14 protein-coding genes are annotated in these 21,885 nt (G+C 41.6%); 6 read left to right on the forward strand and 8 right to left on the reverse strand.

Features of this window, described 5'->3' with window-relative positions; genetic code table 11:
* Positions 1 to 24: 24 nt before the first annotated feature.
* The 8 genes from R2Q66_RS08265 to R2Q66_RS08300 all read right to left on the reverse strand — a co-directional run bounded on the left by R2Q66_RS08265 (position 25) and on the right by R2Q66_RS08300 (position 16,754).
* Positions 25 to 933 (reverse strand): PorP/SprF family type IX secretion system membrane protein, encoded by a 909-nt coding sequence (locus R2Q66_RS08265; protein WP_316747741.1) that lies wholly within the window; start codon positions 931 to 933, stop codon positions 25 to 27.
* 8 nt (positions 934 to 941) lie between these two features.
* The gene (locus tag R2Q66_RS08270) at positions 942 to 1,703 is read right to left on the reverse strand and encodes a gliding motility-associated C-terminal domain-containing protein (RefSeq protein ID WP_316747743.1); all 762 of its coding nucleotides are present in this window, start codon (positions 1,701 to 1,703) and stop codon (positions 942 to 944) included.
* A 32-nt stretch (positions 1,704 to 1,735) separates the two neighbouring features.
* A complete protein-coding gene (locus tag R2Q66_RS08275) occupies positions 1,736 to 3,172 on the reverse strand; it encodes a redoxin domain-containing protein (protein WP_316747745.1) in 1,437 nt (478 codons plus the stop codon).
* Positions 3,173 to 3,190: 18 nt separating this feature from the next.
* Positions 3,191 to 6,580, reverse strand: coding sequence for a tail fiber domain-containing protein (locus R2Q66_RS08280; RefSeq protein ID WP_316747748.1), 3,390 nt, complete (start codon positions 6,578 to 6,580; stop codon positions 3,191 to 3,193).
* 71 nt (positions 6,581 to 6,651) lie between these two features.
* Entirely contained in the window at positions 6,652 to 11,355 is a 4,704-nt protein-coding gene (locus tag R2Q66_RS08285) for a hypothetical protein (protein WP_316747749.1), read from the reverse strand.
* Positions 11,356 to 12,041: 686 nt separating this feature from the next.
* Positions 12,042 to 14,285: an alpha-galactosidase gene (locus R2Q66_RS08290; RefSeq protein ID WP_316747751.1), complete on the reverse strand. Its 2,244-nt coding sequence runs from the start codon at positions 14,283 to 14,285 to the stop codon at positions 12,042 to 12,044.
* Between the two features lie 164 nt (positions 14,286 to 14,449).
* Complete coding sequence (locus tag R2Q66_RS08295; RefSeq protein WP_316747753.1) at positions 14,450 to 16,009, reverse strand: alpha-L-fucosidase; 1,560 nt, start codon at positions 16,007 to 16,009, stop codon at positions 14,450 to 14,452.
* A 127-nt stretch (positions 16,010 to 16,136) separates the two neighbouring features.
* On the reverse strand, positions 16,137 to 16,754 hold the full coding sequence (locus R2Q66_RS08300; RefSeq protein ID WP_316747755.1) for a sterol desaturase family protein: 618 nt from the start codon (positions 16,752 to 16,754) through the stop codon (positions 16,137 to 16,139).
* Positions 16,755 to 16,978: 224 nt separating this feature from the next.
* Here R2Q66_RS08300 and R2Q66_RS08305 point away from each other — a divergent pair, with 224 nt between their 5' ends.
* The 6 genes from R2Q66_RS08305 to gndA all read left to right on the forward strand — a co-directional run bounded on the left by R2Q66_RS08305 (position 16,979) and on the right by gndA (position 21,855).
* Entirely contained in the window at positions 16,979 to 17,914 is a 936-nt protein-coding gene (locus tag R2Q66_RS08305; protein WP_316747757.1) for a ring-cleaving dioxygenase, read from the forward strand.
* Between the two features lies 1 nt (position 17,915).
* A complete protein-coding gene (locus tag R2Q66_RS08310; RefSeq protein ID WP_316747759.1) occupies positions 17,916 to 18,536 on the forward strand; it encodes an alpha/beta hydrolase in 621 nt (206 codons plus the stop codon).
* Positions 18,537 to 18,549: 13 nt separating this feature from the next.
* On the forward strand, positions 18,550 to 19,266 hold the full coding sequence (locus R2Q66_RS08315; RefSeq protein WP_316747761.1) for a pirin family protein: 717 nt from the start codon (positions 18,550 to 18,552) through the stop codon (positions 19,264 to 19,266).
* Positions 19,267 to 19,270: 4 nt separating this feature from the next.
* A complete protein-coding gene (locus R2Q66_RS08320; protein ID WP_316747763.1) occupies positions 19,271 to 19,576 on the forward strand; it encodes a hypothetical protein in 306 nt (101 codons plus the stop codon).
* Between the two features lie 105 nt (positions 19,577 to 19,681).
* Positions 19,682 to 20,443: an ROK family protein gene (locus R2Q66_RS08325; protein ID WP_316747765.1), complete on the forward strand. Its 762-nt coding sequence runs from the start codon at positions 19,682 to 19,684 to the stop codon at positions 20,441 to 20,443.
* Positions 20,443 to 21,855 carry an NADP-dependent phosphogluconate dehydrogenase gene (gene gndA / locus R2Q66_RS08330; protein WP_316747768.1) on the forward strand — a complete coding sequence of 471 codons (1,413 nt, stop codon included), beginning with the start codon at positions 20,443 to 20,445 and terminating at the stop codon, positions 21,853 to 21,855. The genes R2Q66_RS08325 and gndA overlap by 1 nt, the downstream gene beginning before the upstream one ends.
* Positions 21,856 to 21,885: the final 30 nt, after the last annotated feature.

The following is a 21,885-nucleotide window of genomic DNA, read 5'->3' on the forward strand; positions in this document are numbered from 1 at the left end:
TGTTTTGCTAAATTGAAGGCTGGTTTATTTTCCTTCGTTGAATAGTTTTATTTTAATGTTGATTTCAAAATCGCCACCGGTACGTTGACGTTCGCCGGCCAGCTGAGAGGTATAATAACCTTGAATCACATACCTGTCGTAAGCTACTCCTACACCAAACGTAGAACTCTTGTCGCTATGGTACATCCCCAGAAAGGAAAGAATATTATTTTCCAGCTTCACATTTGTACCCAGGTCCCAGATGTTATCGATGTCTTTTGCTCCTCTGAAACTGATCTTTGGTTCTACGGAAATCACGTCCAGACTGGTGCCGATTTTATAAGAAGCGGCCACAAAATAAGTGGAACCATCTACGGTATTCTGATCGTCTTTTTGCATGAATTTTTTCAGATTCGGTAAGGCTCCCTGCAGGGTAAACCTTTCATTGGTGAAGGCAATTCCAAAATCACCATCAATAAAGGCTTTTCGCTGATTGAAGTTCTGTGCAGAAATATCATCCGGTTCTGCGATGATGTTATTGTTATCCAGCTTTTCCTTCATCACACCCAGGGAAACCCCGAAATGCAGACTCCTGTTATCGCCATTTAAAGACAAATGGTACGCATAAGTTCCCATCACACGGGTACGGCCGATTAATCCGGCTTTGTCATTGTAAACAGAAAGACCCAATCCTACTTTTTCATAGCGATAATCGCCACTGAAAGCCATGGTTACCGGTGATCCGGGAATGGATCTCCATTGATTGCGGTAACTCATATTCACATTTAATCCTTGCGTCATCCCTGCAAATGCCGGGTTGCTGATGTATTGATTTTCATAATATTGAGCACCCAAAGGTCTGATCTGAGCAAGGGCATCCTGCCCTCCTGCTCCGAAAACACCAAGTATTAAACCACTGCTTACTAAAATCCTCCGCACTACTAATTTCATCATGATCAATTTTATTTGTCTCTTACTATAGAAATAAACCCTGTTTTTTTATGTTTCCCCGAATCTATGGTCAGGATATAATAATAGGTATCCTCTTGAAGCGGGATCCCGTTAAACATCCCGTCCCAGGAATTATCGTAGCCAAACATGTTGAATACAATCCTTCCTTCGCGGTCGAAAATCCTCAACTCATTGTTTGGATAGAGCTGGATATTTTTAACGATCCAGGTGTCGTTTTTACCGTCACCGTTTGGAGTAATCATGTTGTTTCCTTCCAGATCAGCATAAGGTTTGGCTTCCGAAGCCGCCATACTTACCGCAGTTAAATCCGACAACTGAATTGCTTTGGCAAACAGCTGACCGATATATCGCTCCTCTGTATTGACCACACTTTCCTTGACCTGGATAAAATCTTTGGCATTGTTGCTGGTCAGTGGCGAATAGGTTAACACCAGGTTTTTGCCTTCATTGCCATTCAATTCTACATCTTCATACCCGAGTGCAATTTCTCCTTCAAAGCTTACCGCCCTGCTGAATCTATACATCCGTTGTATGCTGTTGAATTTTGGGAAAATCACCACGTTAGGCTGTTTACTAAGGGTCAGGTTATTCAGATACCAGTCGTTGGTAGGAACGAGTGTTAATCCTTCCGTGCTGAACACGGTCCCATTCTGAATAAAAAGACCTTCCGAATTCACCTTTAACTGCGCCTTCAATTCTGCGGTTAGAAACAGCAAAGATCCGATAGCAAGTGATGAGATTATTTTCTTCATTATTTTGTATTTTATCCCTTTTAAAGGGTTTATTATTTCATTTCAGCTTCGAGCTGTGCTAAATTTTCCGGCAAGCCTACAATCTTGTTTGTTTTGGCATCTACCAATACCATAGTTGGCGTGGAGAGCACAAAATAAGCCGCAGCTTCCGGGCTTCTGATGCCCTGTTCTGCTCTTTTATGTTTGAAAGCAGTCAGCTTAAGCTTTGCCTTTTCCCAGGCTGGAATTTCTGTTTCTGTTTCATCCAGACTGATGGCAAAAACATCCATCATTTCTGTTTTTTCAGCACCCTGATACCAGGGGTGTAATTGCTCCATCAGCTCTTTGCAGTGCTGGCAATCGGCCGACCAGAACAGCACCAGTTTATATTTGGCCTCTGTTTTAAAATCATGGAAAGGAACGGTTTTACCAGAGCCTAATTTCCAGCTGAAGTCTGGTGCGATAGAACCAATTGTCAGGGTCTCTATCCCTTTCAGGCGTTGCTCAATGGCTTGTCTTTTACTAGTCAGACAGCTTGGATCATTTAGGTAAGGTTCCAGCATTTTAATGCCGGGCTTCATGTTGAAACTTTCAAATCCGTTGTAGAAATAATCTACCATCCAACCGTAAATCTGAGGGTTTCCCAGTTTGGCTTTTTCAATGGCTCTCTTTCCGGCAAGTGTAAACAGTGAATCGCGGAGTGCCACCGTCGTAGACATCGCCCCGTAAATGTTCACGTATTTGTTCATCCATTCTTTGATCTCATTCGTTTTGAGGATGGCTGGATTCTTGAAATTCATCCCATCAAAATAGTGCTCAATAGCACTGTTCAGGCGGTCCTTTTCTGTGCCGTTCCATACGATTGGCGGAATGTGCTGAAACACGAAAGTGTTGCTTACAAAGCTGGTTTTATATTGTTCGGTTTGTGCGGCAATCCATTTGTTGTATTGCTCACGTCTACCGTCATATTCTGTAGTCCCAAGGAGGAAAAACTTAGAAGTCGGCTGGTCATAGTTCATCAGGAAGTTCTGCAATAAACCCAGCTGTTCTCTTTTTTTGAAGTTCTCCATGCTGAAACGGGTCATCAAGGTGTTTTCCTTTTCGTCCTTCTGGAAATAAGTGCTATCCGGATTGGTCAGTGCCTTTGGTTTCGCCCACAATTCCAGATTTTGATCATTAATAAAAATGTGCTTTTCCGCTGGATAAGGGTTGCTGCTTTCCAGTTCCTGAAAATCAAAACGCAATACAAATTCTGCGGGTAACAATGCTTTTGGAATGGTCAGTGTTGCCGTTTGTCCTTTGTCAATTGAAGGATGCTCGACAACAGTTTTAATCGACGGACCCGTTAAGGAAAGCAGGCTGATCTTACTTTTGGCTACGCCGGATATATGTATTTTTAAACTGACATCCTGGGCCATTGCGGCAAGAGACACCAGACCCGATAAGGCGGTAGTCAGGATGACAGTTTTAAATGGAATGATGGTATTCATTATAGCTTAAATTCTTTATTACTTTAATCTTTTAAGGATCTGATCGATTTGCTCCTGTTGTTTATTCATTCGCGTTTTCAATTCCTCAATTTCTACTTGTTGTTCTTTTAAGGCCTGAATCAGGATCCCGGTAAGTTGGGTGTAGTCTACTTTCAGAAATCCATCTTTACCCTGAGTTACCATTTCCGGATATACTTTTTGAAGTTCCTGAGCGATGACCCCGATTTTCGGACCTGTTGCATATTTAGTCTGGTCTTTGTATACGAACCTTACTCCTCTGATCTGGTCGATCTTTTGAAGTGTTGAGCTCAGGGTTTCGATATGGTCTTTTAACCTGCGGTCTGATGGGGTGTAAAAGTTTTGGCGTATCGTCATACTCTGTGCGAAAATTGCACTTCCGTCCGTTTCAAAAGATATCCCTTTGTTTGCCCCGCCATCTGCACTGATTGCATTTACACCCAGGGCGATGTTTTTAACGGCAATGTGGTCACCCAGGTTGTCTTTTCCCGCAGCTGTCGCAGCAGTTATTCTTAAGTCCAGTGTTTTTTTGTTCACCGCATCCAGATCTGTAATCGGGTCTGCAAGGTTGCTGATTTTAAAGCCACCCATTTCTACATCTTTTGCTGCCGCTGCAAATCCACTCAATGGAACTGCGCTTTTAAGCGTTGAAGTGGCGATACCTTTTGCGTTTCCGACGTATAGATTTCCGTCATCCAGTTTATTGTCCATCGGAATCCATTCGGTTCCATTGTACACATATAAATGCTGATCTGTGGTGTTGTAATAAGTATCTCCGGCAACCGCTGTTGTTGGTGCGGTTGGCACTTCTGGTGTTTTAACAATTTTAGAATCTACATAAGCTTTTGTCGCCGCATCTTGTGCTAATCCCGGCTCCGAAAGGCCGGTGATTTTAAAACCACCCATTGCTACATCCTTGATTGCTGCTGCAAATCCACTTAATGGAACTGCGCTTTTAAGGGTTGAAGTGGCGATACCTTTTGCATTTCCTACATATAGATTTCCGTCATCCAGTTTATTATCCATCGGAATCCATTCTGTTCCATTGTACACATATAAATGTTGATCTGTGGTGTTGTAATAAGTATCTCCGGCAACCGCTGTGGTTGGTGCTGTTGGCTCCTGTGGTGTTTTCGAGGTTTTAGAATCTACATAAGCTTTAGTCGCTGCCTCCTGCTCAGTTTCTGGATCGGCAAGGTTAATCAGTTTGAAATTGGTTGTACCATCACCAAAAGAAACATTCTTTATCGGAGCAGCAAAATCACTTAATGGAATGGCTGATTTTCTCACGGCTTCTGCTTTTTTCTCTCCGTTTCCTACCAGAATATGATCAGTGGGTAAATCCATAGTTGCAGGATTAGCTACTTTTTTATCTACATAGGCTTTCGTTGCTGCATCTTGTGGTTGTTTTGGATCAGCCATAAAATTGATCTGAAATTGCGTAGTAGCATCTCCCATTGCAACATGCTCTATTGCCGGAGCAAAGCCACTCAAAGGAATTTGTATTTTAGGTACAGCTGTTGCCTTCCCTTTATCACTTCCAACAAACATATTGTTTTCCGGAAGTGTCATAACCGTTTCCGGCACTTTAAAAAGCCCATCTACATACTTCTTTGTTGCACCGTCTGTTTCTACTTTAGGATCGGCAAGGTTAGTCAGTAAAACACCACCAAAAGACACGTCAGTTACCGGATTCGCAAATCCACTTAATGGAATTGTATTTTTTAGTACATCGGCCGCTTTTCCATTGGCATCACCTACAAAAAGATTGCCGGCAGTCAGGGATAAACTGGAAGGTCCAATCACCTTATCATCCACATATTTTTTAGTTGCTGCATCCAAATCCTGGTCTGGTGCTTTCAAATTGGTAATTTTCCAACCTGCCATTGAGAAATCCGTTGTAGGAGCACCAAATCCGGTGATCGAAATCGCACTTTTAAGTATTGGAGTGGCAAAGTTTAGATCGCCACCAATTAAGAAACTCCCTTTGGTAAGCGCAATTTTATTAAGATTGATTGGTTTAGTATCTACATAATTTTTGGTAACCGCATCCTGTGGATCTGAAGGATCAGCCATATTGACGATTTTATATTTCGCCCCCTGTCCAGGTAGGCCCATGTGTACCTCGGCCATGGCATTAGAAAATCCGGAAAGCGGGATCATAGCTTTGGGTACTGCTGTAGCGATGTTAGAAACATTACCTACAAAAAAGTTATTATTATCCAGTGTCAATGCCGTTGGGTTTTTAAACAAATCATCCACATAACCTTTTGTTGCTGCATCTGTTGCTACGGATGGCCCTTTAAGGTTTTTGATTGCATAAGAGCTCGATCCATTACCCATGCGAACATCCGCACTTGGTGCACCAAAACCACTTAGTGGAATATTGGTTTTATCTAGTTTTTCATCGGTAATAGCTAATTTACTAATGGTCAGTTTACCTGCGCTGGTAATGGCGGCATCACCTGATAAAGGAACAGAAACAGCCTCGTTTGAAGCATTACCAACAAAGATATGGCCCTCACCGAGTACATTGTCCAGGGAAACCCAGGCAGTATTGTTGTACACGTAAAGTTTCTTGTCGCCATCATTGTAAAATAAATCCCCTTCTTTAACATTTTGGGTCAAAGGATCCGGGTTAGTTTTACCGGTTGGTGTAGAACCATTAGTGGATATTTTAAACCAAAGTGTTCCGTTGTAGATATAGGTATTGTTGTCGTCTTTATTGAAGAACATTTCTCCTGCTTTTGCAGGGCTTGGGAATTCGGATTTAGTTCCGCTGGCAATGACACCACCACCTAAAGTTACCCAGCCTTTTTCTGTAAAAGCGTAAAGTTTTTTGTCAGTTACATTGTAGAACATGTCACCGTATTTCGGTTGTTTGGGAAGATCAGCTTCTGTACCGGAACCAAAGGCCCGTATATCTTTATCAATGGCAAGTATAGCTGAATTTTGTATGGAAACTCTCAAGCCCTCATTCCTATTTGTTGGATCATAAGTAGCTAAAGGATATCCTCCGTTTGGACTTGGTCTAAACAATGTTCCCATTTCAAATCCGGTGGGATAAGTGACTCCTTCGAACATAGCTCCACCTTTATAAGTAACATCTGCAAGAATCTCATCTCCATTTACCTTGATAATCTGATCTATCCGAAAGATCAAACCCACTTGATCCGCAATCATATCCCCTTTTCGAATATCTGAGGCACTATACATATTTATTGGATCAGTAAATACACCTCCAATTGTATATTCCGAACCGGGCGTAGTTGGTCTCTCCCCAACTACATTTAAAAAAAAGGAGCCATTAAGAGGAGCCTGAGCATTACTGTTTAAAAAAACAAACACCAACACAACAACCGCCAAAATATGCTTTTTAAAACGTTTCATCTTTTACAACATTAAAACTACTAACCTATATCTAACCTTTTTTAACCGCTGATTCAGCATCAACAACAATTTTAAAATATCATGGTTAATGTGTAAGCATTAATATCAATAGTCCATTGACTTACTATTGTATTATTTGCTGGTGGAAGAACCATCATATTAATTTTTGAGCCCGTAGCATTAGGAGCTCCCCCCTTATAACTAGTCGCATTAGTTCTGTTATAAAACTGAATTGACGGAGGCCACCAATCACTAATACTAGTGTTTAATTGTGCATTAGCATGATAAACCACTTCAACATATAAGGTTCCTGGTGGGATATCTGACTGTCCTATTCCGACAAGTATATTATCACCATTTAATCTTAATGAACTGAGTGTAACACCATCAGGAACAGTTAAGGTGATTTTATTCTTTACTGATCCCGGTGTAACACCTTCTGACCGTTGAACTGTAATCCCCGGACCAGAAGCCTTAACTTTTAAGAAAGCAGTACCATAACTACCTAGAGATCCCGTTGGATCGGCTGGACTATACATTATAGTCCCTCCACCGGTTCCACCGCCACCAGTTGGAGCAGGTACCCATGTTGCGGCTGTTCCATCTGCATTAATTGTTAATATTTTATTTTTATCGGCAGTAGTATATGCCGGAAGTGCAGCACCAGGAAGCCATGTTGCATCTGTACCAGCTGCATTAACCGTTAATACTTTGCCTTTATCAGCAAGAGCAATCAGAGGAAAAGCATCGAGTTTTTTCTTATCCGCAGCAGTCATCAAAGAAGCTGCACTTATTGATCCGACCGGGATCTTCACACCTGTACCTGTTGTATTGCTAATTGTTCCGAAAGAAGCATCAGCAGCATAACTAAGGTCTGTTTTTGTAGAGATTACCCCGGTTCCATCCACTGAAATTCCAGCTCCTGCTTTAACCCCACCCAGAACCGATGATGATGCCGGAGGAAGTGTATAGGCAGTACCGCCGCCTGTACCATCTGCAATCAGGGTTATTCTACCCTGAGCATCTACGGTAAGGTTTGGAGCAGTATAGGCTTTGGCGGTAATTCCCGTTGCGGTTAAACCAATCGTTGGATTTCCCGACAATCCGTCTCCACTTGTGACTGTTATCCCTGCACCAGCAACAATACGGGTTGTAGTTGCAGCACCTGCCGCTGTTTTCACCACAATCCCATTAGAACCTAAACCTGCCAAAGCCGTAAGGTTTTGGTCTTTATCTTGTTTTAAGGGGTCAGAGGTTACTGGAAAACTAATGTCTTTGGTACCATCGAAAAGAACACCATTGATATTCCTTCCCGGACTCAGTTTCGTAGCCGAGGTAGCTGTTGTTGCTGTTGTTGCATTTCCAGTTAAATTTCCGGAGAAATTCCCTGAGGCATCTCTTTTCACTAAGGTCCCTCCAACAGCACCAGTTTGGGCTGCCGCTACCGTAGTAACCGTTGTCGCGATATTTGCTGCTGTTGCCCCGCCTACGGAAACCACAGTTGGCAAATCGGCTGTACCGCCTAAATCACCAGCCAATTTAATTAACCCTTGTTTAGCTGTTGTTGCTGCAGGAGCTCCTGAGCTCACCACACCATCCACATAATCTTTAACTGCTTTTACGCTTGGGTATTTACTATCAGATCCACCATCAGTACTGAAATTATTACTTTTATTGGTTAAATCTTCTTTTAATGTTAAACCTGCTAAGGCATTACGCGCCGCTAAACTCAATGGTTTAAGTTCATCACTGGTATTGTCTACATTAGGCAATGACACATCCGCTTTGGTCACCGTTACGGCACCAATTCTTCCATTTACAGATAGTACCGACGCAGTAGAAGGTGTTAAAATTTCTGTCCAGTTGGCAAGTACTGAAGATGGTGCTACTCTCAATACGTAACTTTTGCTCTGGTCTGTTCTGATCACCGTACTACCTATAGTACTAGTCCCTAATGCCAACATCTTTACCTCACTATCCACCACATCCACTGAACTGAAAGATAATGCAGGAATCTGACTGGTAGGAATTTTACCTGTTCCATCTAAGGTTGCCACACCATTATTCGCAGCTTTTTCTGACTTGTTAATCTTGCTATCCAAAGCTGCCTGAACCACTGCAGTAGTTGGTTTATTAGCATCACTGGTATTGTCTACATTTCCCAATCCCAAAGCATTTTTTGCTTCTGCTATAGTACTTCCACCTGTACCGCCATTAGCGATACCAACCACACCTGTTACATTAGATGCTTTTCCCGTAATATCACCAGTTACTTTCGTACCGCTTACCGAAACAATTTTAGGATCAGTAACGTTAGCGTCTTTAATTTTCGCGGTAACAATCGCATTATTTGCAATCAACGGACTAGTAGCAGTACCAGTTAAATCACCTGCTAATTGAATTTTACCAAGCACAGTAGTTGAAGCATCAGGAACTCCACCTGCACCAATTACGGCCTGACTAACTTTATCATCTACATATTTCTTAGTAGCCTGTACTGTAGGATACTTAAACTCCTCCAACTGATCGGCTAATATGTCTATACTTTTATTTGATTTATCTTCTTTTAAGCCCAGTGCTGTTGCCGTTGCAGTACTTACCGGTTTATCAGCATCACTGGTATTTGTTACTTTATCTAAGTCAAGATTTTTCTTAGCGCCATCCGGTGTACCTGCTCCGGTACCCCCATTTGCCACACCCACAATTCCGGTCACATTACCTGCATTTCCAGGGATGTTACCCGTTACTTTAGAACCGCTCACATTGGCAATTTTATCGTCCAATACTGCCCCATCTTTAATTTTCGAAGAAGTAATGGCATCATCAGCTACGCGTGGTAAATCTGCTGTACCGGTTAAATCACCGGCAAGTTTTACTTTACCTTTAACCAAGGTTGTCGCATCCGGATTATCCGCAGAAATCACCCCCCCATTCAGAGAAAGTCCAGGGCCCATAGTGATCACTTCCGGACTACCAATTCCCGCAGATGTTCTACCTAATAAGGAATTGCCGGCCATATCTGCCATCTTAGCCAGACTAACCGCTTTATCTGCTATACCTAATTCAGTGGCATTACCATCACCTTTTAAAGTAGCATCATGTTTCACCGCAGTTAAACCACCACCGGCTGAGGTGCTGATTTTTGCCTGTAACTCTTCCAGGGCCGACTGCACATTTTTAGCAGCTAAACCTCCGTTTGGTGTTACAGGTACATTGATTGCAGTCTGATCACCCGAGTTAATATTTGTAGTATTGTTGATGACGTCTAACTGTGCATCAGTCACATATTTCTTATCCGCAGATTCTTTAATATCGGCAGTAGTAGCATCTTCTCCTTTAGTAACCAAACCTTTTGCATCATAAGTGATTTTGGTTTTGGTACCAGCAGTAATCGGCGCATTGCCAATTAAAGCGCCATCCAAACCCAGATTTTTAACCGCTTCAGCAACTGTTTTACCACCTGTTCCGCCATTGGCGATATCAACTACCCCCGTTACATTGGTTGCAGTACCATTCAGATTACCAGTAATTACGCCGTTAATGATTGGATTTTTTAAAGTCGGACCGTCGTTAAGTACCACTGTCCCACCTGTTCCTGTGGTTGTTGCTGCCTCAATTGCACCATTTGCCCCTTTTAAAACAGGAGCGGCAATAGAAGTTCCTAACGTAATAGCTGGTGTGGTCGTCGGATTTGCTACAGAACCACTTAAACCGTTTGCAGAAATGACAGAGACTGATTTCACAGTACCTGTTCCACCGCCACCGCCGTTACCACCGCCAGTACCAACTAAACCACTTAAATCAACCTTACTTTGTCTCGGTCCCGAGATAGAAAGAACAGTTCCTTCCAGACTTAAACTTTGATTTAAATCTGATAAACTCACGGTATTACCGTTTTTAATAGACAGGTTAGAATTATTATCGAAGCTTAATACGGGCTGATTAACCCCCGAAATTTTATCATCTACATATTTTTTTGTTGCAGCATCCTGATTATTAGTTGGATCTGACAAGTTCGTCAGTTTAAATCCGCCCATAGAAATGTTCTTTGCCGCAGCACCGAATCCACTTAAAGGGATGTTCTTTTTATCTAAATCGATGTTTGTAACAGCACCATCAGCAATTTTTTTAGAGGTTACCGCATTATCGGCCAGGTCAAGTTTAAGGTCGGTTAATGCCGCTCCTGCTCCATTGGCGATGTCAATTGTACCCGAAGAGGTGACTGTTTTTCCCGTACCTGGTAAAGAATTCCCCGATTCACCTTTCTCACCCTTCTCACCTTTTTCCCCAGCATCTCCTTTATCACCTTTGTCTCCTTTTGGGCCGACTAATAAAATTCCATTATTAGGCCAGTTCCCCGCTGTTTTTGGTCCATAAAGGCTGTTATTTCCTAAATGCAAATAAAAATCACCATTGGTTCCAATACTCGCAGGAGGCACTGTAGCCCCACTTAAAATGGTATTTCCGCTGGTTCCGCTGCCACCAGCTCCTAATTCTGAGCTATTTACAAGACGTTGCCATTGGCCGTTGTTGAAAAAATAGAAACCAGGAAGATTATTTGTTTGATAGATCAACAATCCGTTGGCAGGGTTATTGATACCTTCACGTTGAATAAGGGATAGTCTTGGAATAAGTAAACCTTTGGAAGTGGAAAGTACTTCCAGCTGTGCACTGGCATCCGGGGCGTTAGTGCCTATTCCTACCTGAGCTTTTGCAGTACCAAATGCAAATAGCAACCCAATAAGCATGGCGTATTGCTTAACTGTTTTATTCATGAGATTTTAATGTAGATCGTGATAATATAGATATTAACCCGGTTTAGGCCCTCTTACAGGCCATGGGTTTTATTCGTTTCTGGTTAATTGTAATTCTTTAAGGATAGCCGGAAATAATACAGCCAATTTCTGGCAGCATATCCCCTGGACTATAGTCATTTTTATAGCGCTGTGGTTCTCTTTTCTTTTCTGGAAACATATCGAATACAACAATATTGAATAAAAAGGCGTTTGCTTTTTTGTATATATTGGAAGGTCAACATCATACAAAAAAACTCAGTTTGAGAGCAAAGCTAATATAGATAAATGGAATATTATTGTAACGATAGTAAAATAATTGATGTTCATTGCAATTTTTTAACCTAATACACTGTATATCAGCGTATTTTAATTTTACCTATTTATGGGTATTGCAAAATTAAATGAACTAAAAAGAACAAAAGTCTAAATTTTGAAGGTAAAGACTTGACTTTAGCTTATAAATCGTCTTGCCAAACGCAAGACGATTTGTCAACAGAAAATTGACGAAGGAAGGTGTGTAAATTTTAATTTATCTTTTTTAACCGAAACACTTTAATATCGGGAGTAAAGGCAGCAGCTTTCCATTTTTTCAATTCTTCAATTGCTTTATGTGGCCATAAATATTCTGTATGGAAAGCTGCTGATAACCCTAAAGCATAAAAGATTTATTCATTAATCGTAATCCAGGTATAACTTTCTGGTTTCATGACAACTGGTAGTGCAATATTATATTCCCTATCTAACTTATATTTTTTGGAAGCTCCATTTTGAACGCGTAACGTGGCTGAATCTTTCAAACCAGTATAATACATCGGGATTTTTACCGTTCTGCTAATTTCTTCTTTCAGCGGATTGTACAACATGATCATCCCTTTGGTTTTCAGTTTTGGATTCACATGCATTAATCCATCCCAATCTCTGCCATCGGCTCTTCTCAAATGAATAATATCGGAGTTCAAAATTTCACGGTTACCTTTATACCAATCGATTACTTTGACCACCGTTTGTTTAGTTTCTTCGGTATCATACAACCTCGGACCACGATAACAGGCCTGAATTCCGGCACCATAATACTGCATCATCAGTTGTTCGTAATCTTTCAGGTGATCTTTTAATGGTTCTAACACGGCTTCTGGCCCCCCACCCTGGTATTTTGTTAAGGGTACAAATCCCCAGACCATGGAAGGAATTTCATCCCAGGTCCCATCAAAAATATTCTGACGGTTCAGGATCATTTGCTGCTCGCGCGATAGCGAGAAATTAACCTCTCTATAACCGATTCCAATTTTATTAACGCCATCCATGAAATACCAATCGGGTGCATTTACATAGATTCCATTTTCATTACACCAATGGTACAGGCTTTTTTGCAATTCCATTTGTTTCCATTGCGAATCTTCCAGGCCTTTATGTCCAGGATGTGTAGTTGAAGCGCAAACATCACCCGGATAAGGGCCATCATTTTCGAAAATATCGAAGCCGGTTTGACTCATAAAAGTCTTTAAACTTTTCAGGTATCCCAGTCCCCAGTTACTGCCAAAACAAGGCGCATTATTAAAAAATGCACCTCCTGGTTTGCCGGTTTTAGGGTCGATTACATCATCAGCATCGCTGATTTTTCGGGAGCTAAACAAAGAATAACTTCCTATAAAAAGTCCTTTACTATGGGCATAATCCGTCAGTGTTTTCCATTTATTGATATTGGTAGCGCTGGTATCTTCCATATTGCAATGGCTGCCGAAACTCAGAATAAGGGCTTCATAACCTGTAGCTGCACATTGATCAATTGCAGTACGCACTTCCTGATCATTTTTACTGACCAGGTGCATAAAAATCGGGTTTGCAGTAGTCCATGGCATGGTGGTACGGTACATTTTACGGATGGCAAGCCCCCTTCTTTCCCTGTCGTAACTATCCATCAACAATTCGTTGGTGCGGATAGACTGGAAAGTTTCTCCGTCTTTTAGCTGGACACCGATATTTCTGGTCGGGTGAACCTCCAATAAACAAGGAGTCTCGTACTCATAATTAACCTGTGAGGTATAAGATTTATCAACTTTCCAATGGGTGGTCTGATCGCTCATCGGGTAACGCATGGCATTGTTAAACGCGAAATTACTTTCCAGGTAAATGCCCTGTGGAACCTTCATTGCACGACCTGTTTTTTGGTCTGCGGAAGCGGAAGCGACTACGGCACTTTCCTCTTCTACTACGGCCAGCACTTCATTTACCACCTGATCCAGCTGCACAATTTTACCAGAAGTATTTTTAACCGTCAGCCATTTACTGATTAAAGGCAAACCATCATAAATGGCGTAATTTACTTGTACCTGAATGTTTTTTAAGGCTGGTAAATTAGATTGATAAGTAAAGGAAAGCACTTTCCCAACCGCCTGTTGTTTATTGCCGGCCCACATTTTTGTTTTCCAGTTCAGGAAAGGCTTAAGTTCCGTAATCTGATGAGTAACGTAATGGAAACTACTGTCGCCAGGTTTCAAATCATCAACCCAGGAAGGCAGCAGGTAAGCATTTTCTTTTTGGCCATATAAACCACCTACATTATAGTTACGGCCATCAATTACCAGGCGTGCTTCCGGTTTTACGGCCCTGAGCAACTGCTGACCGGTGATCAGGTTGAGGAAATCTACGCAAGCCACATCAGGGCTGATTCTGAAAGTTCTTTTCAAAAGTCCGTTGTCGAGCACCAGTTCCTTTTTCTCCGGAACGGCATATATTTTTGCCGGGTAAGCGGAGTTATTCAGCAACCAATCCTGTTTAGCAAGGCTGTTCACTGAACTCGATAAGACTTTAGCGTTCTGGCCAGCAGTCTGCGCTTTTACAGCCAGGGTATTAAAAAGGATCAACGAACACGCTGAAACTTTTATGGCAGAAAAAATCCATCTCTTCATTTGGTTTATATTTGGTTTATTTTGTGTGTTACCTAATTTATGGAATACCGACTCCTGACGGGAGGCTGCCGGAGCTCCAGGCCCTTCAAAGGAAGGGCAAGTGCAGGCCATGGCCCGGGAAAGGCCCCGCCAACTCAACCCTCAATATCATTTCCAGCTTACAATTACTTAGCAATTGATGCCGGGCGCAGATACAATCCAACCTCAGCAATTGCCGGTTCTAATCTGGAAGAAAGAATACGCAATCTGACTTCCTCAGCCCTAACCGCAGGGAAACGCAACAAGCGTTTGTAGCCTATAGTTGTGCCATCAATGATTTTTTTCCAGGTATCCCCTTCTTTATATTCTAATACAAAAGATTCTACTCTTTGTCCCCTGGCCAGATTTTCCTGCAACAGCAACACATCAAATTTCTGAGGTTTATCCATTTTAAACTCCAGCACATATGGCGCTGCTTTACTTGCCATTTTCCAGTAAGAACTATCTTTACCATCAAATAAAACCGCCGTTTTCTTAGGCTTGCTTCCGCTTAATTTTGCAGTTTTCAATACATTATTAGCAAAAGTCTCATCGAGTTGTTTTTTGAAACCTTTTAATGCATTTACATCACTTTCGTTAATTAAACCTTCAATATCTGGTGGGATATTTAACAGCAACACGCCATTACGGCCAACAGAGCTGTAATAGATATCCATTAATTTTTCAGGAGTTTTCACTTTGTTATTTTCTGCCGGATGATGAAACCATCCCGGACGAATCGATACATCAATTTCCGCAGGATACCAAACCAGGCTTTTCGCTTTGGCAATGGCCTTTCTGCTGCCAAGGTCATTGGCCATCATATCTCTTGGTGCAAAATCTTCTGCTTTCTGGGAATTTGCAGCAATGGCTTCAGGAATCATTTGATCTGCCGGAACCACACTCCATTCCGTTTCCCTGCCATAACCGGTTTCTGTTCCAACCCAGCGTACATCTGGTCCGGAAACAGCAATTGTTGCTTTAGGTTGTAATTTACGGATCAGGTTATACCACCTGTTGTATTCGTAAACCTGTTTTTTTCCGGTTGGCCCTTCGCCATTGGCGCCATCAAACCAGACTTCATCAATCTGACCATACTGCGTTAGTAATTCGGTGAGTTGGTTGATGAAATAATCGTTGTATTCCATACTTCCGAAATATGGAGAATTGCGATCCCATGGGGATAAGTAAATTCCGAAACCGATGCCAAACTCTTTACAGGCGGCAGCCATTTCTTTTACGATATCACCCTTTCCATCTTTCCATGGGCTATTTTTAACAGAATGTTCGGTGTATTTACTTGGCCATAAACAGAAGCCATCATGGTGTTTCGCAGTTAAGATCACCTGCTTAAAACCGGCATCTTTACATACTTTTACCCATTGACGGGCATCCAGTTTTTCAGGATTGAAAATCTTAGGATCTTCTGTTCCATCTCCCCACTCTTTATTGGTAAACGTATTGATCCCAAAATGAATAAAAGCGGTAAGTTCCAGCTGTTGCCAGCGAAGTTGCCTTGGAGAAGGCGTTACATTCGCCGCTTTTCTAATGATATCAGCTTCCGTATCAGTCGGACTAATCTTGACATAATTCTTATCGGTAAAAATTTGTGCAGTTCCTTTTTGTGCTGTACCTACAAGGATTCCACAGGCCACCAGACCGATCAGACTGCACATTGCCTTGCCCGTTAAAACTTTTGTTTTCATTATATGCGTTTATAAATTGGTTGAGCCCTCACAAAAAGATGCTGGCCAATTCAAAGAACGCAGGAATTTGAAATATAAAGTTTGTGTTAATTGCCAAAACGTTAAGCTTTTTTGGCATTACCAGGCATTAGCTCCGTTTGGATAGCTCAGAACCAAATACTTTATCCCAGATATCAGAAGTTACACCATAACCCTTAGTCGAATCGTCGTAATGATGCAACATATGGTGTTGTTTTAACTTTTTCCAGAAAGGGTTACTGAATTTTGCATGATGTAACATATAATGTGTCATGTCATAAAACAGGTAGCCCATGATAAAGCCGGCAAAGAAACCATCCAACATGTTTTCAGGAAATATTGCGCGGAATAAAAAGTAAAAAGCAGCAGCCAAAGGGATACTGGCGGATGGTGGCATCACCAATCTTTGCGCATCATTCGGATAATCATGATGTACGCCATGGAAGATAAAGTGAATCCTTCTCCCCCATTCGGATTTCGGGTAAAAATGAAAGACAAAACGATGCAAAACATACTCTGTTAAAGTCCAGATGAACAATCCCAATAAAATATGACCAATTGCAGTAAGGGCATCATTAAGCACTACGGCCTGCCAGCAGAAATATAAAATAACCGGAACGTACACGATGAGTGGCACGAAATAAGGGATTTTCGATAAACCTTCTAAAAGCGGACTCTTAAACATCCGTATTGACTCTGGAGAATTGGATATAAAATTCTTTTTCATCGTATCGTACTGTCTTTTTATTGCAAGCGACAAACTTAGGGAGGAATCCTGAAAATGTGTTTCCTTATGCTGAGTTATGAAACTTTCATGACATTAAATAACCATTGATGTGCTGCTTATGTTTTTCCTTTTCTAAAAGTAATAAAAAAAAGTATTTCTTACGATATGGTAAGAGTCAGGGAAATCCCATCCCGTAAATTTGTATTGTAATTAATAATTGAGCTATGAAAAATGAAATTTTAGGGATTCACCACATTACTGCAATCGCAGGCAATGCAAAGAAAAATTATGATTTTTACACCAGGATAATGGGATTAAGGTTGGTTAAAAAGACCGTTAATTTTGATGATCCACATACCTATCACTTTTATTATGGTGATGAACATGGCAATCCAGGCAGTATTTTGACCTTCTTCCCATGGGAAGGAATCGGTACTGGCCGCAGAGGCACCAAACAGGTAACGGAGATTGGTTATAGCGTTCCTGCCGGCAGTCTGGATTTCTGGCAAAAGAGATTCGAAGAAAACAATGTGATCTATAATAAACCTTCCACAAAATTCGGAGAAAGATACCTGACCTTTTTAGATCCAGACGGCTTGAAATTCGAATTAACAGAAGCACAAACGCCGGATAGCAGGCCGCAATGGGAAACCGCAGCAGTAACTAAAGCACATGCCACACATGGTTTTCACCACATCACCATTACCACCAATAAAATGGAGGGTACCGCAGCAATTCTGACCGGGGTTTTGGGTTACCGTTTGTTGACGACCGAAGTGAATCGTTCGCGTTTTATCACCGATGCAGTGGCACATGCCGCAATTGTTGATTTGGTAGAAGCACCAGGTGAAGCTATCGGTCATGTAGCCGGAGGTTCTGTTCACCATGTGGCATTCCGGGTAAAAGACGAAGCAACTTTGATGTATTTCAGGGATAAAATTGTGAATCTGGGCCTGAATATCACCGAGAAAATCGACCGTAATTATTTCTATTCGCTGTATTTCCGCGAACCGGGAGGGGTGCTTTTTGAATTGGCAACAGACAATCCTGGTTTCACCATAGATGAACCTTTGGAAGAATTAGGAAGTCATTTGAAATTGCCTGCGCAATATGAAAGTAACCGCAGCATCATTGAAGGTATTTTACCAAAACTAGACTAAAATGTATATCCATCAAAAAAATATCATCACTGCCGGATTGCCTGTGGGTTCGGCAGATAAAGCGATCATCTTTTTACATGGCCGCGGGGCATCTGCTGCTGACATTATTTCCTTAAATGACCATTTACAGGTGCCAGACGCAGCCTTATTTGCGCCTCAAGCAACCAATAACAGCTGGTATCCTTACAGCTTTATGGCTCCGGTTAAAGAAAACGAGCCGGCACTATCGAGTGCTTTATCGATGATCAAAAATTTAACGGAAGATATTGAAGCACAAGGGATTCCTCAAAACAAAATCTTCTTTGTGGGGTTTTCACAAGGAGCTTGTCTGACATTAGAATTTATCAGCAGAAATCCGACAAAGTATGCCGGCGCAGTTGCCTTTACAGGTGGATTACCTGGCGATCAGCTGGACCATTACCAGGGAGATTTTAAGCAGATGCCAGTGTTGATCAGCACCGGAGATCCGGATGCACATGTACCTGTATCCAGAGTAAATGAAAGTAAAAAGATACTGGAAGAAATGAACGCTCAGGTAAGCGTTAGCATTTATCCAGGCAGAGCACACACGATTAGTAAAGCAGAGATTGAACTGGCCAGAACATTGGTTTTTCAACTTTAATAGCAATAACATTATGGCAAAGACGGTATTACATAAAGCCGATACCCGCAGCGTTGCGGATCATGGTTGGTTAAAGAGCTTTCAAACCTTCAGTTTTGGAGGGAATTACAATCCGGAACGCATCCAGTTTGGAGCGTTAAGGGTATTAAACGACGATCATATTGATGGTGGGACTGGATTTGGGGAACATCCACACGACAATATGGAGATCATTTCCATTGTTTTAGAAGGTGGATTAAAACACGAAGATAGCATGCACAATGTGGCGGTTATCGAACCCGGAGAAGTTCAGGTGATGAGTGCCGGAACAGGAATCTATCATCAGGAATATAATAACGAGGAAAATACTCCGGCAAAATTCTTACAGATCTGGCTTTTTCCAAATCAGCGGAATGTGACGCCAAGGTATCAACAGGAACGTTATGACGATACTATGGTTCCAAATCAGTTTAACCAGATTTTATCACCCGATAAAGACGATGCAGGGGTATGGATTTATCAGGATGCCTGGTTTCATATCGGGAAATTTGAAGCGGGTTTAAAAATTGATCATCCTTTGAAAAATGCAGACCATGGTATTTATGTTTTTGTAATCAAAGGTTCCATCACGGTGAACGGTCAGGATTTAGGGGAACGTGATGGTTTTGGCTTATGGGAAATCGATTCCCTGGAAATAAATACCTTAACGGATGCGGAAGTCTTATTGATGGAAGTCCCGATGAACTACTAAATCCATGAAAAAGAAAGATATATTGGTGATCTGTTGTCACCCGGGCATACTGGCTACCCTTACCCGTTTGATCGAGAAAAGCGGCGAATTTATAGTTACCGGCACCAGCACTGCGGAGGAAACATTAAACCGCTTTAGCGCGGGAAGTTTTGACCTGGTTTTAATGGGTGCCGGACTCGCTCCGGAAGCGGAAAAGGAACTGGAACAGGATTTGAATAGAATTAACCCGGAAACCCCTGTGGTTTACCACTTTGGAGGCGGTAGCGGCTTACTTTTCACAGAGATCAAACAGGCGCTGTCCGGGGAGTAATGTTTTTTTATTGTTTTATATTGAGGTTTAGCATCTTTAAATGGTCGATTTTTTGTTATTTTGAGTGTTCTTAGTACACCGGGGTTATTTTTACAGCAACTACACATGCCTTCAGCAGAGAAAAACAGTCACATTTTATCCATCGATATCGGTGGAACCAGCATTAAGGCATGTATTTTAGATGTTAAAGGGGAACTCCTTTCGGAATACACTAAAGTTCCTACTCCAAAAAACGCTACTCCTGAAGTAGTGATCAAATGTATCAAAGAATTGGCTTCAACACTAGATCAGTCTTTTGTTAAAATTTCTATTGGTTTTCCTGGTTATGTAAAATGTGGTGTGGTTATGACTGCGCCTAATCTGGCTAAGGGCAAATGGGCTAAAATAGACCTTGCGCAACAGATCAGTGATACCTTTGGTAAACCTACGCGTATGGTAAATGATGCCGATCAACAGGCTTTAGGTATCGTATCCGGAAAAGGTTTTGAGATCGTATTTACAGTGGGCACCGGTTTCGGTACTGCCTTGTTATATGATGGCGACCTCCTTCCTCACCTGGAACTGGCACATCTTCCTATCAGCAAAAACAAGGATTACGACGATTATATCGGCGATAAGGCTTTTAATAAAGTTGGCAAGAAGGATTGGAATGAGCGTTTGCAACGCATTATTGAAATTTATAAAACCGTATTTAATTACGACACCCTATATATCGGTGGTGGCAATTCAAAAGAGATTACTTTTACTTTAGACCCGAACATCAAACTGGTTTCCAATAAAGACGGAATCAAGGGTGGTGCGAAATTATGGGACCTGGAGGAGAAATTTCATGTATTTACTACTCACCCTAAAATCAACAACAAATAATGAACAAGTACACTTTAGGAATGATTGGCCTGGGCACGATGGGCCGCAATTTATTGCTTAACATGGCCGACAATGGCTATTCTGTAACAGGTTATGACAAGAGTCCTGACATGTTAAAGAAGCTGGAAGAGGACGGAAAAGCACATCAATTGAAAGGTTTTGCCGTACTGGAAGACTTTATTCAAAGTCTGGAATTGCCAAGAAGAATCGTTCTTTTGGTACCAGCAGGTGCAATTGTAGACAGTGTAATTGCAGAACTTGTTCCATTATTGGATAAAGGTGACCTGATTATTGACAGTGGAAATTCTCATTTCACAGATACCAGCAGAAGAGCTGAAGAACTTTCAGCACTAGGTTTACACTTCTTCGGTATGGGTATTTCTGGTGGCGAAGAAGGTGCAAGATTTGGTCCGAGTATGATGCCTGGTGGTGATAAAGAAGCTTACAATGCGGTGAAACCAATTCTTGAAGCAGTTTCTGCGAAAGTAAACGGTGATCCTTGTGTAGCTTATATCGGTCCCGGTGCTTCCGGTCACTTCGTGAAAATGGTGCATAACGGTATCGAATACAGTGTAATGCAAATCCTTGCTGAGACTTATGACTTGTTGAAAAACAGCCTTGGTTATAACAATGAGCAGATTTATGCTACTTTCGACAAATGGAATAACGGCAGATTGAAGTCGTTTTTACTGGAAGTAACGAAAGACATTTTCAAAGTTAAAGATCCTAAAACCGGTGGATTCCTGATTGATGTAATCAAAGATCAGGCGAAATCTAAAGGTACAGGTAAATGGACTTCTCAGGTTTCTATGGACTTACAATTGCCGATTCCGACAATTAATGAGTCGGTAAGTGCCAGAGATCTTTCTAAATTCAAAACTTTACGTGTTGCTTTAGGTGCGGCATTGCCTCATCCTTCACAAAAAGTAGAAAACACTGAAGAGTTTGAAGCTCAATTAGAGCAAGCGCTTTATTTTGCCATGATCACTTCTTATGCTCAGGGTTTACATTTATTAGCACAAGCTTCTATAGAATTTAAATACGAACTGAACCTACAAGAGATTTCTCAGATCTGGCGCGGTGGATGTATCATCAGAGCGGTATTGCTGGAAGATATTTATCAGGCCTATAAAAAACAACCTGAGCTTCCTCATTTATACTCGGATGCAAGTATCCAGGAACAGTTAAAAGATATTTTACCGGGAACCAGGAATGTGGTGATTACGGCAATCCAACATGGCATCGCGGTGCCTTGTTTTGCCTCTGCCCTTACCTATTATGACTCGTTAAGAACAGCAAATTCGCCGTTGAATTTAACACAGGCACAAAGAGATTTCTTTGGTGCACATACTTTTGAACGTACAGACGAAGAAGGTATTTTCCATGCGAACTGGAACGAGAATAACTTATAAATAACCCAGTGAACTAATACAACAATTTCA

This window comes from Pedobacter gandavensis, assembly GCF_032677645.1.
Taxonomy (GTDB): Bacteria; Bacteroidota; Bacteroidia; order Sphingobacteriales; family Sphingobacteriaceae; genus Pedobacter; species Pedobacter gandavensis_A.